19 protein-coding genes are annotated in these 17,213 nt (G+C 30.4%); 6 read left to right on the top strand and 13 right to left on the bottom strand.

Annotated features, from left to right (window positions below):
* Positions 1-109 precede the first annotated feature (109 nt).
* Together JJD95_RS16445 and JJD95_RS16440 are read right to left on the bottom strand one after the other, a co-directional pair.
* The gene (locus JJD95_RS16445; protein WP_291644102.1) at positions 110-238 is read right to left on the bottom strand and encodes a hypothetical protein; all 129 of its coding nucleotides are present in this window, start codon (positions 236-238) and stop codon (positions 110-112) included.
* Between the two features lie 46 nt (positions 239-284).
* Positions 285-1,154 carry a putative RNA methyltransferase gene (locus tag JJD95_RS16440; RefSeq protein ID WP_291644101.1) on the bottom strand — a complete coding sequence of 290 codons (870 nt, stop codon included), beginning with the start codon at positions 1,152-1,154 and terminating at the stop codon, positions 285-287.
* A gap of 257 nt (positions 1,155-1,411) precedes the next feature.
* Here JJD95_RS16440 and JJD95_RS16435 point away from each other — a divergent pair, with 257 nt between their 5' ends.
* Positions 1,412-1,672 carry a thioredoxin family protein gene (locus tag JJD95_RS16435; RefSeq protein ID WP_291644100.1) on the top strand — a complete coding sequence of 87 codons (261 nt, stop codon included), beginning with the start codon at positions 1,412-1,414 and terminating at the stop codon, positions 1,670-1,672.
* 78 nt (positions 1,673-1,750) lie between these two features.
* Here JJD95_RS16435 and JJD95_RS16430 read toward each other — a convergent pair whose 3' ends face one another.
* Together JJD95_RS16430 and JJD95_RS16425 are read right to left on the bottom strand one after the other, a co-directional pair.
* Positions 1,751-2,485, bottom strand: a complete 735-nt coding sequence (locus JJD95_RS16430; RefSeq protein WP_291644099.1) for a hypothetical protein — start codon at positions 2,483-2,485, stop codon at positions 1,751-1,753.
* Between the two features lie 418 nt (positions 2,486-2,903).
* Positions 2,904-4,175, bottom strand: a complete 1,272-nt coding sequence (locus JJD95_RS16425; RefSeq protein ID WP_291644098.1) for a DEAD/DEAH box helicase — start codon at positions 4,173-4,175, stop codon at positions 2,904-2,906.
* A gap of 399 nt (positions 4,176-4,574) precedes the next feature.
* Here JJD95_RS16425 and JJD95_RS16420 point away from each other — a divergent pair, with 399 nt between their 5' ends.
* The 5 genes from JJD95_RS16420 to JJD95_RS16400 all read left to right on the top strand — a co-directional run bounded on the left by JJD95_RS16420 (position 4,575) and on the right by JJD95_RS16400 (position 8,692).
* Entirely contained in the window at positions 4,575-5,444 is an 870-nt protein-coding gene (locus tag JJD95_RS16420; RefSeq protein ID WP_291644097.1) for an SDR family oxidoreductase, read from the top strand.
* 180 nt (positions 5,445-5,624) lie between these two features.
* The gene (locus JJD95_RS16415) at positions 5,625-6,560 is read left to right on the top strand and encodes a M15 family metallopeptidase (RefSeq protein ID WP_291644096.1); all 936 of its coding nucleotides are present in this window, start codon (positions 5,625-5,627) and stop codon (positions 6,558-6,560) included.
* Between the two features lie 15 nt (positions 6,561-6,575).
* Positions 6,576-7,682, top strand: a complete 1,107-nt coding sequence (locus JJD95_RS16410) for an amidase domain-containing protein (RefSeq protein ID WP_291644095.1) — start codon at positions 6,576-6,578, stop codon at positions 7,680-7,682.
* A 57-nt stretch (positions 7,683-7,739) separates the two neighbouring features.
* On the top strand, positions 7,740-8,039 hold the full coding sequence (locus JJD95_RS16405) for a hypothetical protein (RefSeq protein ID WP_291644094.1): 300 nt from the start codon (positions 7,740-7,742) through the stop codon (positions 8,037-8,039).
* Positions 8,040-8,233: 194 nt separating this feature from the next.
* A complete protein-coding gene (locus tag JJD95_RS16400; RefSeq protein ID WP_291644093.1) occupies positions 8,234-8,692 on the top strand; it encodes a putative immunity protein in 459 nt (152 codons plus the stop codon).
* A 180-nt stretch (positions 8,693-8,872) separates the two neighbouring features.
* Here the strand turns inward: JJD95_RS16400 and JJD95_RS16395 are convergent, their stop codons facing one another.
* The 9 genes from JJD95_RS16395 to hflX form a co-directional block, all read right to left on the bottom strand.
* A complete protein-coding gene (locus tag JJD95_RS16395) occupies positions 8,873-9,367 on the bottom strand; it encodes a DUF2116 family Zn-ribbon domain-containing protein (protein WP_291644092.1) in 495 nt (164 codons plus the stop codon).
* Positions 9,368-9,491: 124 nt separating this feature from the next.
* Positions 9,492-9,701, bottom strand: a complete 210-nt coding sequence (locus JJD95_RS16390) for a hypothetical protein (RefSeq protein ID WP_291644103.1) — start codon at positions 9,699-9,701, stop codon at positions 9,492-9,494.
* A 137-nt stretch (positions 9,702-9,838) separates the two neighbouring features.
* Complete coding sequence (locus JJD95_RS16385; protein ID WP_291644091.1) at positions 9,839-10,576, bottom strand: YebC/PmpR family DNA-binding transcriptional regulator; 738 nt, start codon at positions 10,574-10,576, stop codon at positions 9,839-9,841.
* 150 nt (positions 10,577-10,726) lie between these two features.
* Complete coding sequence (locus tag JJD95_RS16380; RefSeq protein WP_291644090.1) at positions 10,727-11,368, bottom strand: YigZ family protein; 642 nt, start codon at positions 11,366-11,368, stop codon at positions 10,727-10,729.
* A gap of 52 nt (positions 11,369-11,420) precedes the next feature.
* A complete protein-coding gene (locus tag JJD95_RS16375) occupies positions 11,421-12,080 on the bottom strand; it encodes a HEAT repeat domain-containing protein (protein ID WP_291644089.1) in 660 nt (219 codons plus the stop codon).
* A gap of 23 nt (positions 12,081-12,103) precedes the next feature.
* Positions 12,104-13,519, bottom strand: coding sequence for a PLP-dependent aminotransferase family protein (locus JJD95_RS16370; protein WP_291644088.1), 1,416 nt, complete (start codon positions 13,517-13,519; stop codon positions 12,104-12,106).
* 26 nt (positions 13,520-13,545) lie between these two features.
* Positions 13,546-14,442: a nucleotidyltransferase domain-containing protein gene (locus JJD95_RS16365; protein ID WP_291644087.1), complete on the bottom strand. Its 897-nt coding sequence runs from the start codon at positions 14,440-14,442 to the stop codon at positions 13,546-13,548.
* Positions 14,443-14,555: 113 nt separating this feature from the next.
* Entirely contained in the window at positions 14,556-15,077 is a 522-nt protein-coding gene (locus JJD95_RS16360) for a hypothetical protein (RefSeq protein ID WP_291644086.1), read from the bottom strand.
* 123 nt (positions 15,078-15,200) lie between these two features.
* Positions 15,201-16,988, bottom strand: coding sequence for a GTPase HflX (hflX, locus tag JJD95_RS16355; protein WP_291644085.1), 1,788 nt, complete (start codon positions 16,986-16,988; stop codon positions 15,201-15,203).
* Between the last annotated feature and the right edge of the window lie 225 nt (positions 16,989-17,213).

The raw sequence follows: 17,213 nt of genomic DNA, 5'->3' as shown, positions 1-17,213 counted from the left end.
TAATATTTGACAGCATCTTCTTTAAATTGTTTATCGTGTTGTTTTCTCATGATTAAGTCCCTCCATCTATTATCTTTATTGTAATACTTATCAGGAACTTTCTCAATTTCTATTGTACTATTTCTATTCTAGCACCAAGGTATATTTTGTTTAATACTGAGAAGTCTATATCATTTTTTATAATATCATCTTCAGTAGTCTGAGTTTTCTTTAAGAAGTTTTCTTTATCTAGTTCCATATTTACCTCCTAAGAATATAATATGCAAGTCAATTTCAGTATATTATTAACACTTTTCATATACGCTTATATTAAAATGGAGTGCAGTTGAAAGTTTAGAGGTATTACTCGCTATTTCTCTCATAGAGTTGTCAAAAGTCCAATAATAAGGAGTCATTGCAATAAGATTCTTTACATCCTCGCCGTTTTCGCCATCTTCTATGTTAATATTGTACTTAACTTCTGTTGTATTAATTAATTTAAATCCTTCAAAAGTTGTTTGTTTTTCTTCATGTTTTCTAGCCTTTTCATATAATATTTCCTTTAACCCATATAAATGTTGTACTCCAGGAGTTACTACAACTAACTTACCTTTGTCCTTTAGAACTCTATTAAGTTCTGCCTCATCAGAAGGAGCAAAGTTTCTTATGATTATATCGATGGTATTTGTCATTATAGGTATGTTAAAATTACTACCTACTATAAATTTTATTTTTTTATCTCTGTTTGTCGCATAAGTAACCGCTGCTTTTGAGATATCTACACCGAAAAATTCAAACTCCATATTTTGCATACTGTTAGATTGTTCCATGCGTATTGCTTCCTTTAATTCCCATAAGAAATATCCTTCTCCACATCCAGCATCCAGTATATTTATGTTGTTTCCACTTATATTTGAAATTATTACCTGGTTTAACCTTTCTGAAAAAGTATGATAGTATCCTTTATTTAAGAAGTCTCTGCGTCCTCCCATCATTTTTTTACTGTCCCCTGGTTCTTTTGTATTCTTTTGATTAGCTAAAAGAAGATTAATATAACCTTTGCTAGCTATATCGTAACTATGATTGTTTAAACATAAGTATTGTTTTTCATGCTTTTCTAAACACAAATTGCACACAGGACATTTTAATATAGATTCCATATTTTCTATTGCCACAAAATCACTGCCTTCTTTAACGCTACATTGAAGTAGCTTATATATTTTTTAACAAATATTTCACTTAAAATTAATTTTCATAATAACTTATTATAGCAAATAAATTATTACCTAACTATATAGTTTACTAATTAATTTTTCAATAATTAGCATTTTTAAATTCACACAATTTATTTTTTGCTATAATGCATTAAAAACCAGAAAAATAGTGTATACTATACATTGATGAATTGATAAGAAAGTTTGGTGATATTATAATGAAACCCGTAATTATGTTTGTAACTGAATGGTGTCCTTATTGTAAAAAAGCACTTACATGGATGGATGTAATAAAAAAACAAAATCCACAATATGCAGATATAGATATTAAAATAATTGATGAAGAACTCCACCCGGATTTAGCGAAACAATATACTTACTATTACGTGCCTACCTACTATGTAGACGGAATTAAGGTCCATGAAGGTGTACCCTCTAAAAATATTGTTAATGAAGTATTTGAAAAAGCATTTAAATAAAATATAGTTCACAACCAATCTTAAAATTCAAAGAATGTAGTATGTTCTAATAATAGAACGTCCTACATTCTTTGAATTTTATAATTTATCTTTATAAAATTCTAGTTGTCCTTCACATTTTTGAACTTCTAGCCTAAATTTCTTTTCATTTTTTTTATATTCCTCTAGTTTTTGAAGCTTTAAAAAAATAAATCTATTCGATTTTTGATTGTTAATAATTTTTTTTCTAGTTTCTGCTAAGACTTTCTTTATCATAATTATTTTCTTATTACATATTTCCATCGTATTATTAAAGTTTTGTTTTTCTTCTCTAATATTCTCTTTTCTCCTATTGCATTCCATAATTTCAGTTTTTATAATTATCTCACTAGAATATTTCAAAAAAACTTTTCTATACCTTCTGATGATTATCTTTTTTATTATTTTAAATTTCTCTCTACTAATAAAAATATAAAGAGCTTCCCTAAATTTTCTGCTTTCTTGCTTTTCTTGCGTAATCTTATGTTCTAATTCATTTATATGGATTTTAATAACCTTAATTTCCTTTTTTTTTATAATAATTTCTTCCTTTAATGCTATTTGCTTTTTTTCACAATCTATTATATTCAATTTATTAATATCTATTTTTGCAATAAGACGTTTTTTATTTTCATTTAAAGTTTCAGCGTTGTACTCCGACATCTTTAAAAGTTTACATATCTCTATTCTAGCTTTAGTTAGACCTTCAGCTGTCTCGCTGGTTTGTTTTAAACTAGAATCACATAGCTTAAATTCTTTTATTATGGAATTGTATACTTCATTATATTCTAGCATGTGCAGCGCCACCTCTTTTCATCTCAAATCAAATAATTTATAAATATACTTTACCATATTCGTGCATATCCTGCAAAGCTAATAAGTTCTTCTCTCACCCTAAGAACATAAAAAAAATTTGCTACTAGTGGTTTTATCAAAATTAAATTAATTTAATGTATATAATTTTTGTGGTCAGGATATACTATATTTGTAGTCAACTAGCCAACATTAATCTTATAAAGGGAGATGTTAGTTATGTTAATAGGTAGATTACCTGTAGTTTTCAGCGTAGGCAGTATTGCTAGTGCTAAGAACGGAGATTACAAAGTTGGTCCGCATGAAATTTAAAATGCGGATTGTAAATCCATATATTTAATATGGAGTAATAAAGCCAATGATTATGTTATATAATCATTGGCTTTATACTTTTAACGACTTACCTTGTTGATCTAGAATTCCTAGTTTGTTGTCTCCCAGATTGATTGCGCCCATTTCTTCTAGCATAACCAGTTGAAGAAGGCTTTCCAGTTGTGGCTTTTTTTACGTCTTTACTAACTATTACTGGTTCATTACTTGCAGGATAAGGATGATCTTCTATTACTGGAATTGATTTTGATATAACCTTTTGAATATCTTTAAGAAAAGGTTTTTCTTCTATATCGCAAAAGGAAACCGCAACTCCACCAAGACCCGCTCTTCCAGTTCTTCCTATTCTATGAACATATGTCTCTGGTATATTAGGCAAATCAAAATTGATTACATGTGATAATTCCTCAACATCTATACCTCTTGCTGCTATATCTGTTGCAACTAGCACTCTTGTTATCCCTTGCTTAAAATTATTTAAGGCAAGTTGCCTTGCACTTTGTGATTTATTTCCATGAATAGCCTGAGCCTCTATGCCCGAATTATTAAGGTCTTTAGTGATTTTATTTGCACCATGTTTGGTTCTTGAGAATACCAAAGCAGAAACTATTGACTTATCTTTTAGCAAATGAATAAGTAATGGCTTTTTATCCTTTTTATCCACAAAATATACTGATTGGTCAATAAGCTCAATAGTAGAAGACACAGGTGTAACTGCTACCTTTACAGGGTCTATTAGAATAGAATCTACAAGCTTTGAAATTTCATTTGGCATAGTTGCTGAAAATAACATTGTCTGTCTTATTTTAGGTAATTGCGCAATGATCTTTTTCACATCACGCAAAAATCCCATATCAAGCATACGATCCGCCTCATCCAATACAAACATTTCCACATGGTGTATATTAATAAATTTCTGTTGCATTAAGTCAAGTAGTCTACCAGTGGTTGCAATTAAAATATCTACCCCACCTTTTAGTGCATCAGTTTGACGTTTTTGTGATACGCCTCCAAAAATAACAGTGCTAGTAAGGTTCATATGTTCACCATAGGCATCAAAGCTTTCTCCAATTTGAATTGCTAATTCCCTAGTAGGTGCCAGTATTAGTGCCTTTATATTTTTAGGTCCCTTTATAACTTTTTGTTTTCCGCAAAGAATTTGTAATATAGGAATAGCAAAAGCTGCTGTCTTTCCAGTACCTGTCTGAGCACAGCCTAGAAAGTCTTTTCCTGCCAATATGGTAGGAATTGCTGCTTCCTGTATTGGTGTAGCTTCCACATAACCTTCAGTTACTAAAGCCTTCTTTATTGGGGTAATAAGATTTAAGTTTTCGAATAACATTTTTTTCTCCTTTGAAAGTGGCTGTCTTTAACTTTAAATGTCACAAATCACTGATATTCTATTATGAATTTTCTTGAAAATTGGAAACAACAACTTTCGCGCATGATTATATTGCATTTAAGAAACCACCCTTTATTAGTGATATGAGCATGTTTAGGCTGATTAATCTTCATTTAGCTAAGGCTTTATAGGTCACTTATGTATAAATAAATATGTTTCACTTATATCAACTTTAATTTTTTTTATATTTATTATTAATTGTACTCACATTTTTTAAGTATAACATATTTATACCTTCCTTGCTATTCGTCTATTATAATGCATGTGACATGAATATAAATTCTAATTCGCCGCAAACTATACCTACTAAAATATTTTACTATCTAAGGAGAGGATTTTATGAATGAAAATTTGAATTTTCCAACTAGTGTACCACCGCAAAAACAAGATAAACAGCCAGGTTTAGAGTCGCTTATGAACCCAAAACCTATTTTCGAAAATCCTAATTTGATAGGTTCTGGCAAATTAATGAATAAAGTCGCCTTAATTACTGGTGGTGATAGTGGTATTGGGAAAGCAGTCGCTCTCTCCTATGCAAGGGAAGGTGCCGATATAGCCATATTATATCTTGATGAGCATGAAGATGCGGAAGAAACAAAAAAACTTATCGAGGCAAAAGGTAGAAAGTGTATTTTAATTCCTGGAGATATAGGCGAAGATACTTTTTGCAAGGATGCTGTAACTAAAACAATAAAACAATTGGGTAAAATAGATATTCTTGTAAACAATGCTGCTGAGCAACATCCTCAAAACAGCATCGAAGACATTACAACTCAGCAACTAGAGAAGACATTTAGGACCAATATTTTTGCTATGTTTTATCTGGTAAAAGCTTCATTACCCCACTTAAAAGAGGGTGCTACAATTATAAATACTTCCTCAGTTACAGCCTACAAAGGCCATGAGACTTTAATTGATTACTCTTCAACAAAAGGTGCAATAGTAACCTTTACTCGTTCTTTGGCTCTTTCACTTGCAAGTAGAAAAATACGAGTTAATGCAGTAGCTCCTGGTCCTATATGGACCCCTCTTATACCATCTTCCTTCAGCGCCAGTGAGGTTGGTGAATTCGGTAAAAACACTCCTATGAGAAGACCAGGTCAACCTGTAGAACTGGCTGAGACTTATGTATTTTTAGCCTCAGATGGTGCATCATATATCAGTGGTGAATCTATTCATGTGAATGGTGGAGCTATTATCAACGGATAAATTTGGTGCCACCCACGTGGCAAGTGGCATATTTATTTTCAATAAGCCTTGCCACGTTGATGGCACCTGGCATGTTTATCCACACATATATTACTCTCACATAGGAAATTATATATATAAGAAGTATTAATAAGAAAAATTCACTATTAAATATTTCACAATCCAGTAGGGAGCTATGTTATGAAAAAAATTCTAGCTTTAATAGTTGTTATTAGTTTATTTTGTAATTTTCAAAACCCAAGAACAGCCACAGCTTCAAATGTTACTTTTACTTATCAAGATACCGATATCTATAATTTAACAGTGAAGAGAGATTTACTTTGCCTAATGATAGCTTATCCTGAATTTATTACAAATATTGAAGAAAATAATGGGTATGTCTATTTAGTGTTAAAGTCTGGTAACAAACTTATATACGATGATAAAGCAGAAAAAAATTTCGACCAAAAATTAGCAAATCCAGACCTTCAAGATACTTTAGAGCAAATATATCCATTAACACCTATTAAAAGTATTATGGACTCTAATTTTGACCCTGGTCGTGCAAGGTGTTATAGTTTATTATCCGAAATGTATGGAAGTACAAAACAAGCTTTAGAATCTAATCTTACAGGAGTTAAAATTGGTTATAAGAAGTACCAATTTAATAAGAATAGTAGTGCTGCAAGTTCACTCCAATCTGTAATGAATGAATTAATTCCTCTTTCAGAAAAAAATGAAAATGTAAGAAGGTGCTTTTTACCATGCAGTGGTACTTTCAATTACCGAGTAATTTCAGGAACAAGTAGGTTAAGTCCTCATGCTTATGGAATAGCTATAGATCTTGCTAGTGATAAAAGAGATTATTGGAAGTGGGCTTCTAAATCTCAGGGTGGGGAACGCTTAGCCTCATATCCCAGTGAACTTGTTCAAGTTTTTGAGAAAAACGGATTTGTTTGGGGAGGAAAATGGTCACATTTTGATATTCTACATTTTGAGTATAGACCTGAAATTATTTTAAAGGCTCGTTATTTCTCTGGAATTGTAGATTTAAACAAGCCATGGTATGAAGGCGCTGCATTAGATGAACCAAACACACAAATAATACTAGACAAAATAAATAAATCTATTAAGTAATAGGAGTATTATATTATGAGAATTTTTAATAAAGAACAATTACCAAATTATATAATCAGATTATTCATATTTACTATACTTCTTTTATTTATACATCCTTGCTATGCAAATGCTGCTACAGATGATGAAAAAAAAGAAGTTACTAGCTATATCCAAGAAATTTTTCAAATAAGAAATAAGGCAATACTAAGTGGTGATTTAGAATTAATAAAATCAATTTATAATATGGAGACAAAGTATGGCACTTGGGCTTATGAATACGAAAAAAGAAAAATGAATTATGTAAATAAATGGGCACAAAAACAAGGCATTAAATTCATAGACATTAAACCAACAGTAATCATAAAAAAAATCAAAGGTGGTGATTCTAATTTCTCCATTTATCTATTGTGTTCAACAGAATACAAGTACGTATATGAAAATCAACCTGGAATAGAGAACACTTCAAGAATAGGTACCTATCACGTTTTGCAACTTACTAGTAAAGATGATTCTTTCATAGTTTCTAAAGAATGGTATAAAGATCCTTTTGGAGATTCTCTAAACTTAGATAATATTAAGGCAGATTCTATAAAAGAATATATACTATCTCAAAACCCAAGAGATTTATCTACATTAGATGAGCGAAGAACTAAAGCTGTAGAATATGCTGATAAATATTGCGGAGCTGCAAGCACATCAGAACATGAGTACAAGTATAATAAAAAATACAGAGACTATAACTCTCAGGGCGGTGACTGCGCTAATTTTGCATCACAAATTCTTTTTGAAGGTGGAAAATTCAAAACAAATGGGGCTTGGAGCTATGACAAAAATGGGGCCACAAGATCTTGGCTCAATGCAGATGGTTTCAAAAGATATATGGTATATAGTGGTAGAGCGTCAGTAATTGCCTATGGAAGCTACGATAAAGTATATAAGGCTAGTTATAAACTACTCCCAGGAGATTTTGTTGCATATGAAAAGAAAAATGACATAACACATATTTCTGTTGTAACCGGAGCTGATTCAAGAGGATATTCTTTAGTTAGTTGCCATAATTCCGATAGGAACAAAGTACCATGGGATCTAGGCTTTAGCAATAAAAACATTAAATTTTGGTTAATTAGAGTTCATTATTAACAATGGCATTCCTATTTGTAGAACATAAAATATATATTCTAAAGGAGATAAAATTTTATGAAAACAGAAGAACAAATTAAATCAGAAGTATCTAGGCAGGTTATTGATAGTATGAAAACAACTTTAAACGAAGAGTTAACACAGGTAGAAAAAGAATTTGAAGAAACTTATAAAAGTAAGCTTGAACAAGAAATACAATACAGTCTAGAACTTGCAGAGTCTGGTCTTCCACGTAATGCAACTAGAACCATAAAAGTTGAAAACAAAAAAACAATGCAACAATTAGATAATATAAGAATGGAAAAAATGAAGGTTGAGAACAAATTAAAAACATTAAATGAATTTGAAAATTTATAACTTTATAGCATCTTTTAGTAAACAAGTAAAAGCTCATGAAATCCATGAGCTTTTACTTGTTTACATTTATCACTTTGTTATACAGAAAAGTAATGATGTAGCGGTAAATTTATGGTATATTAAATTTACACAATTAATTCAGAACTGTAAACTATGGTGAAGTAAATATTATTCATACTTTTAGGAGGCATGTTATGACAACAAAAGTGAAAATAAAGATAATAGATAATAGTGAATTAAGGGTGGAAATTGATGAATTATATGAAAAAATGAGCCAAGTAGCTTTAGCAAAATGGTCATTACTAATGGCCAAACATATTTTGGACATTGCTGGTATAGATTATAATTCAATAGATGCAATAGTTGATGGATTTATGGTAAATGAATTATGGCAAACAGGTAATGGGAGAATGCATGATGTAAGACAGGCTGGTTTTAAAATTCACAAAATTGCTCGGGAGTGTGAATCCGAAATAAAGAAAACAGCATTTAGAGTCACTGGTCAAGCAGTAGCAAGTGGACATATGAGAGAACATGCAATGGTAGCATCAGATTATGCCATAAAAACAATAGACTTAATTAGTTCCAATGATATTGATGCTATAACTTTTGAACGAGAATGGCAACTTAATGAATTGAAGAAATTTTTGTAACACACAATAATCCAACGTGGTTGGTGTTGGGTTTAATTTCTGCTAAAATTGCAATACCAATAATTTTTCCCTATAGTGGGTATAAGCTATTGTTTAACGGATTAAATTCAAAATTAAAAAATATATAAGCAAAAAAAAATCCAATTTCTTTTGGTATATTGCTTATTATAATGACAGTGATCATTGTAATTCCAGTATATTATTTTTAATAAGAATAAATAAGTACTTATAAAGCTTTCTAATAACTATATAATTTGCAAGAATTAATATCACTAATAATGATAGCATAATAATTGGTATTAGTACAAAATAAGCGATTATACTAAATGGTGTGAAATTCAATGAGCCCTCCCTTCTAAACTTCTTGGTACTTTTATTGTATAGATAATATTTACTAAATGTTTCTGTAGTCGCAAACGGTAACACAATAATAGTTCCACTTAATATCATAATTCCTATACATGTTATTGATATACCTAACTGTAAGTTTGTGATAGTAATTATTGAACCAACTAACGCAACTATTGTATTCATGGCTATTAATGTAACAAATAAGACTTTGTACTTCTTAAAGAAGTTCTGAAATTTATTAAAGTAATTTTCGCATTTATCATCACAATAAGTTTTATCATTAGTTATTAGTTTATTACAATAAGCACATTTTTTGTTACTCACTCCCTTACCCCTTTCTGTTAGATTTCCACAAAATTATTTCTTACACCTCATTATCCCCCAGACTAAAATACTACCACTTACATTTTTATTAGATTAGTTTCTTTTTTAGCGGATATATATAATACTACATTTGTAGGAATAATTTTAGTGTAATTTTCATCTCGACAGCCTGCATAACAAAACCATATTTGTCTATGTAACTTCCAAAGGTTCCTTTGGTAGACTTATCTTCCTTATCTATTGGCGTACCTGTAAATCCAATGAAAACAGCATTTGGTAAAGCGTCTCTCATATTTTTTTCAACTGTTTCAGTTTTATTATAACATTTATTTATTCAGAACAATAACTAAAGTGCTACTGTTGAATGTGTATATACTTTAAATATAAAATAACCCGAATAGAATTAATAAATAATCTATCCGGGTTGAAATCCAACTATATCTTTATCCTATATCTATTGCAAATACTCCTCTATCCCTCAAATTCCTCTGGGAACTCTGCATTGTGATAAACATCTTGCACATCGTCATCATCTTCAAGCATATCTATAAGTGCTTGCACTTTAGCTGCACCTTCCATACTAACAGGTGTCATATTATCTGGTATCATTGTAAGCGCTGAAGAAGCGAATTCAAAACCCGCTGTTTCTAACGTTTCTCTAATTGCTCCAAAGTTTTCTACAGTTGTAATAATTTCAAACATTTCTGCTTCTGCATTGAAATCTTCTGCACCTGCTTCTAAGGCTAACATCATGATTTCATCTTCATCCATAGCCTGCGTTCTTTCTATTATGATTTGTCCTTTTTTAGCAAACATCCAGTGTACACATCCATTAGCTCCCATATTTCCACCATGTCTATCGAAAGCATGTCTTACAGTTGCTACACTTCTATTTTTTTTATCTGTTAATGTGTTAACTACTACAGCAACACCTTCTGCGGCGTAACCTTCATAAACTATTTCTTCATAGTTTATGTCATTAAGTTCTCCAGAACCTTTTTTTATTGCTCTAGTTATTGTATCTGCAGGCATATTACTATATTTAGCTTTTGCAACTACATCTCTAAGTTTAGCATTAAGTTCCAAGCTAGCTCCGCCTTTAGCTGCCATTATCAATTCTTTACCTATTTTTGTAAATATTTTACCTCTTTTAGAATCAATTTTACCCTTTCTAGCTTGTATGTTCTTCCATTTTGAATGTCCAGACATTTCAAATTCCTCCCAACTAACTATTTTATGTTTTAAATATTCCTAACCGAGCCTAATATATAGCAATACTTCATGAATTAGTTATAAGTACATTACATTCCCATTATATCATCGAATAAGGCACTTTTCAAATAGAAAATAAAAGTGTTTTTAACAATACAATCTGTGCTCTAATTTAAAGTACATTTTAGCTGCGTCTTCTTCAAAAATTGCTTTTCCCGAGCTAATTCCAGTTATTTTAGATTTAAATTCTTCTATATTACTAAACTCACAGTATATTTTAATTTTTACTGTATCAGTATAATCTATGTGTTCTATATGAAAGTTATTTTCAGCGCATATGTGTTGCATTTTTCCAAGTAAATCGTACTGAATAACTATTTGTATGCAAACACCTTTAACCTTTTCCACTATCCCAGCCTCTTTTATAGCTAGCGATGCGCCTTTAGAATATGCTCTCGCCAAACCCCCAGTTCCAAGAAGAATCCCTCCAAAATACCTAGTAACCACTACTGCTACATCTGTAATATCATTTTTTTTTAAAACTTCTAACATAGGAATACCACCAGTACCTTGTGGTTCCCCATCATCACTATATCTTTGTATATTTCTATTTTCACCAATTATATAAGCATAAACATTGTGCCTTGCTTGTTTGTGTTTGTTTTTAATTTCTTGCACAAACTCCTTAGCTTCATCTTCATTTTCCACTCTTTTACCATGTCCAATAAAAACAGACTTTTTCTCCTTAAATTCAGCGGTTGCTTCATCTTTTATTGTAAAATAACTCATTCTAATTCTCCCATCTATCACTAAATGTCTTAAAATAAATTTCCATATAAATCTATGGTTGCTCCATTAATAATAAAAATTTCTCTGCAGCATCAATTATGTATTTTTTGTCAGTGTTGTCATGTATGTACTTTATTTTTATAATAGCTTTTTCACTTTTTATTTTACCTAAAGACTTTATCGCATAACTTATCACTTGTGGGTTATCATCCAAAAGAGCTCTAAGCAATGCACCTTCAGCTCTGATGTCTCCAACCTTTCCCATGGCTGAAACCGCCATTCTCCGTACATTTATGAATTTATAAACAGAGGCTTTAATTAAAATATCTAGACAAGATATTTCTTTTAATTCCCCTAAAATCCAAACTGCTGCCTCTTTGTCTTTTGGCATCATATCAGTGTAACTAGTTTTTATTAACCCCACTAGTTTATTTTTATTATCATCTAGGAGTGAATTTAAGAAATAAATTTTATCCTCTTTCCCGGCCTTAGCGATACTCATGAAAAGTTCAGAAGGGTCATTACTCTTTGCTAAAAATCTATATTTTATCTTACCCTCAATTATGTGTTTTTGCACAATAGAATTATCCAAATTTCTAATTTTACATATGGATTCCATACTTTTACCCTCTAGGAATAAATAATAAGATATTTCTTCCTCTGAATAGTTACTAATACACTGCCAGTCTATGTTAATCAATCCCTTTTTCAAAAATCTCTCACCCTACCTTGCAGCTATTTTTTTTTATTTCTACGTAATATCTCTGAGACAATTTTAATGCCTTCTTCTATTTTAGGTTTACTTATTTCTGAAAAACTTAGCCTAAAATAATTATTACCCTCTGCAGCATTTTTATAAAATAATACCCCGGGAGTAATTAATACATTCCTATTTTTACAGCTATAAAATAGCTCCATGGAATTTTTCTTTAAATTGTCAGCAATTTTAAAGTAAAAATAGATTCCTCCTTCAGGAATATAATAAGTAACTATATTTCGGAAATATTTTTCTATGCAATTTAGCATAAATTCATACTTGTTTTTATAGGCCACATTAAGATAGTTCATGTGTTCTCTCCAAAGATCCTTATTTATATATAAATCTAGAGCTCTCTGCATAAGACTTGAAGTTGATATATCTGAGTTAATTTTCGAATTCTGAATATGTTCCTTGTGTATCTCTGGTGATATCATATATCCTAGTCTTATTCCTGGAAGAAATAGCTTAGAAAAACTCTTTATATAAATAACTCTGTCATTTACATCTAAGCTCTTAAAACTCTTATATTCCTTATCATCATATATTAATTCAGATAAATAGTCATCTTCAACAATATAAAAATTATATAATTCCGCAAGGTCTAATATTTTCAACTTTTTTTCAAGGCTATAAGTGGCTCCTGTAGGATTTTGAAAATAACTCATGGCATAAAAACATTTTATTTTGTTTTTTTTAAGTATTTCCTCAAAATCGTATAAATCTATACCATCATAAAGGATATCAACTTCAAATATATTAGCCCTTCTCCACTTAAAAACAGTTAGGGCACCGCTATAAGTGGGTTTTTCTACAATTACATTATCATGAACATTTATTATAGATTTTGACACTATATCAATGCCTTGCTGTGCACCTGAAATTATTAATATATCTTCAGTACTTACCTTACTATCCCAAAAAAATTTACTTATACTATTTCTGAGTCCCTCATATCCTAGGGATTCCTTATACGCAAAAGCCTGTGCACCATCTCTATCTAATACTTCATTTAATACTTCTTTAAAAACTGTTACAGGAAAAAATTCACTACTGGTGATTTCTCCTGTAAAATCAACATATTTTTTAATTTCTTCACCAGAGATTTTTTTTAAGGTATTCGAATACTCTTTTTTAAATTTTAAATTTGTATCTCTTTTTTTAGCGTAAGTTCCACTGCCCATCTTTTGATATGCATACCCTTCTGCTTCAAGCTTTTTATAAGCGTTTACTACAGTAACCTCATTAACCATGAGCATTTTTGATAATTTCCTTATGGACGGTAATTTTTCACCATCCTCCACGTTATTTTCATCAATCATTTTTTTTATATGCTTTGATATTTCTATATATTTTGAAAATTCCGGATTAAATTCAAATTCATACTTTTGCATATTGCCCCCTGTTTATATCTAAAATATTATATAAAGTAAACATTTTGCTTAAATAAGATCTTATCATTGTCCATCTTAAAATCTCTAGTTTCCTTTTTAATAATATCTCTTTCCCAGAGTTTGTTCAAAAGTTCTTCCATGTCTATATCAAAATCCACAAATAAGCCTTCAGCCATAATTTCTTCGGAACTTAAAAACTTGTCTTTCCCTCTCATATAGTTTAAAAGCAAGTTACAATTACTTTTTAAATCTATGTTTATGCTTTGCTCTAAAAATGTCATAGTTTCCTTAATGGCCTCTTCGATATTTGTATTTTCGAAAAATAATTTATCAACACATTGTTTGAAATCCTCATTTAAATTTAAGGCCATTGCCATAACATCCTTACTAATCATATATCCTGCTGAGTTAATATATAGTCTTGAATACTTCTCAATACATCTTATAGCAGTGCTATAGGACGTATATATACCATTGTTGGATAAATATTTTTTACATACTCCCATATCTTTTAAGAGTTTGCCTAAAAAATACATTCCCCATCGTTCACGGTCAACATCCGGAAAAAATCTACCACCGTCATATCTTACTGTTATATCCATATCTTTTGAAAATACTAACCTTGAAGATGAGAAAATTCTATGCATATATCCGCCTTTTAGATTATCAGAATAAATTTCTATAAATTCATCCTTACCCATAAGTTTAATATGTACAGGAACACCTTTTTCTTCAGTATGTATATTCCTAATTTCATCAGTTTTTTGCTTGACAATTACAAAAAGATCAATATCTGATTCTTCCCATAAATCACCTGTTACCATACTTCCGAAAACCATTACCGATAAAACGGATTCATCAATTTTTATTCTATCTACTACACTATTAAAGGCTTTTTGATATTGTAAAACAGTTTTAGTCATTCCAATACCTCCAGATTTTTATTTCTTTATCCACGATTATACCATAATTCTTTAGATTATAAAATAAAGAGAACCAAGTTAAAATAAACCAGTTCTCTTTATTAGCATATCAACTATTTGCAATCACACTTTGATAGTTTAAGCAAATTATCAACTTTACATTTTAATACTTTTACTAAATCTTCAGAAATTTCATCAACATCTTCGGCTAGATCTAGAGCATCTTTTATGTTTGATGTCCGCCCAAAATTTGTACTTGCAATATTACTTGCAGTACTCGAAAAATTATAAGATGCATATGATAGAGCAGTTAAAGTATCTATTAATGGTTTTACATCATTTTCAAAATATGCCCTTGCCCTAAAATCCAGTTGTAATCTATCTAATTCAAATCTTAAAATATTCATATTTAAAACCTTATCTGCCAATGCTTTAATACTACAATCATCAGTTGAATCAGTTACTCCAGTAGTGCCAGATATTGTCTGATTTACAGACGAACCTATAGGGAGGTTCTTTAATTGCTCATAGATAATATCTAGGATCCTTTTTTCACTGTATTTATTCACATCATCTTGCGCTGATTTTTTATCCGCTTTGTTCCCATTGCCTGAATTTGGTTTTTCCTCTTTCATATCTACTCCTAAATCCTAAGATAAATGCTATAAACTTATTGAACATCTTATATAATTATATAAGATGTTCATGACTTTTATTACATATATAAATTTTTTTTTTATGAATACTAATAGTTTAAGCTACACTAAAATATATTTTTCACACTTATTGTAAACTTCATCATCCCCTTGAACTGACATAAGTGTTCCCAGTTCATTATATTCCTCTGAATCTACCTTTGACCGTCTATGTAAATAGGCCACCATTGCTTGATCAGCATATGGAATAAGCACTTTAAAACTCTTAAGCGTATATGGGAGTTCTTTACAAGCTTCTATTAATAGTTCCTCCAAATTAGTTCCAAATTTAGCTGATATTTCAATAGATTTAATGTTTTTATATTTTTCTTTAATCATTAAAATATTTTCTTGTGAAGCCTTATCAATTTTATTTAAAAGAAGTATCATTGGCTTATCAAATGCGTTTAATTCTGTTAAAACTCCATGTACAGCCTCTATCTGTAGCTCAGCATTGCTAGAAGATACATCTACTACATGCATTAACAAATCTGAGTATACCACTTCTTCAAGTGTTGATTTGAAAGCTTCCACTAAGTCATGTGGAAGTTTCCTTATAAATCCTACTGTATCTGTTACTGCTGCTACTCGATTATCAGGTAATAATAATGCTCTTGTTGTTACGTCTAAAGTTGCAAAGAGCATATCTGCTTCAAACACTTTATCCTTTTGTACAACACTTTTAAGTGCTGCCAACTCACATAATGTGTTTCTAAGTGTGGATTTTCCAGAATTAGTATATCCAACTAGAGATACTTTTGAAACGCTTTCTCTACTTCTTCTTTCCCTTTGAACACCTCTTATATTTCTAATTTTTTCTAATTCTTTATTTAACTCAAAAATACCATCTCTTATTCTTCTTTTATCAATTTCTAATTTTTTCTCTCCAGGACCCTTTGTTCCAATTCCCGCACCTGTTCGTGATAACATTGTTCCAAGCCCAGTTAAACGTGGCAACCTATATTTTAATTGTGCAAGTTCAACTTGAATTTTTGCTTCCCTAGTCTTTGCTCTTCTCGCAAATATCTCTAGTATTAGTGTTGTTCTATCTATTACTTTACAGCCAAGTACTTCTTCCAAATTTCTAACTTGTGAACCTGATAGTTCATCATCGAAAATAACTAAATTTGCTCTTAGAGCTTGCCTTATAATGCTGATTTCTTCTGCTTTACCGCTGCCTATGTATAAAGCTGCGTCTATTTTATGTTTCTTTTGAAGTATTGAATCTACAGTTTCTACATTACATGCCTTTGCTAGCTCTCTAAGTTCTATTAAATCCTCTTCGCTTTCAATTCCTACTAAGACAGCTCTTTCTACATCATCTTCAAGAATTTCATGTGTTTTCATCAATTTTTCCGTATGTTTAATTTTATTCGTTATATCATATTCCGTTATTTCATTTATATTTAGAGGTCCTATTTCTTCTTCTATTAAAATATTATTTTCTATTCCACAAAACCCTACGTTATATTTTAAAATCTCCTTATCTTTTATTCCAATAGCCACAATACAATCTAACTTTAATTTTAAAAGTGCAGACATATCTAGTGCTGATAATCTCGAATTACCATTTGGATGAGTATGTATTATTTTGACACCAGAGAGCCGTCCTTCTTTTATATCAATTATAGGAAGCTCCACTGTACTACTGTCACCAATAGCCAAGCTTATTATGTTTCCCTTTCTATCAATTGACGCACTGACTTCTCTATCCAAAGCTTTCGTTACCTGGACTAATATATCTACTAACTCTTCAGATAAGATACTATCTTTAGAAAGTCTTAACTCAGAAGCAGATTCTAATTTGTTTAAAATTGAGTTCTTAACTCCATCAATATTTCCATATATCATCTTAAATCACTCCATTCTAGTAATATTTAAATAAATTTTCTTATTCTTATACTTGACAAGTATCATATAATTTTATACCATTAAAACATTATTGTAAATGGTTATTTCACAATTCAACAGTTGCATTTAAATGTAGCAATTAAGCCATTTTAGCTTAACTCATATAAAAATTATAATGAACTAAAATGAACAGATTGCATTAATTATTTTGACGAATTTTTGACG

Source organism: Clostridium sp. (assembly GCF_016650035.1).
Taxonomy (GTDB): Bacteria; Bacillota; Clostridia; order Clostridiales; family Clostridiaceae; genus Clostridium_AD.
This window is presented reverse-complemented; position numbering and strand designations above follow the sequence as displayed.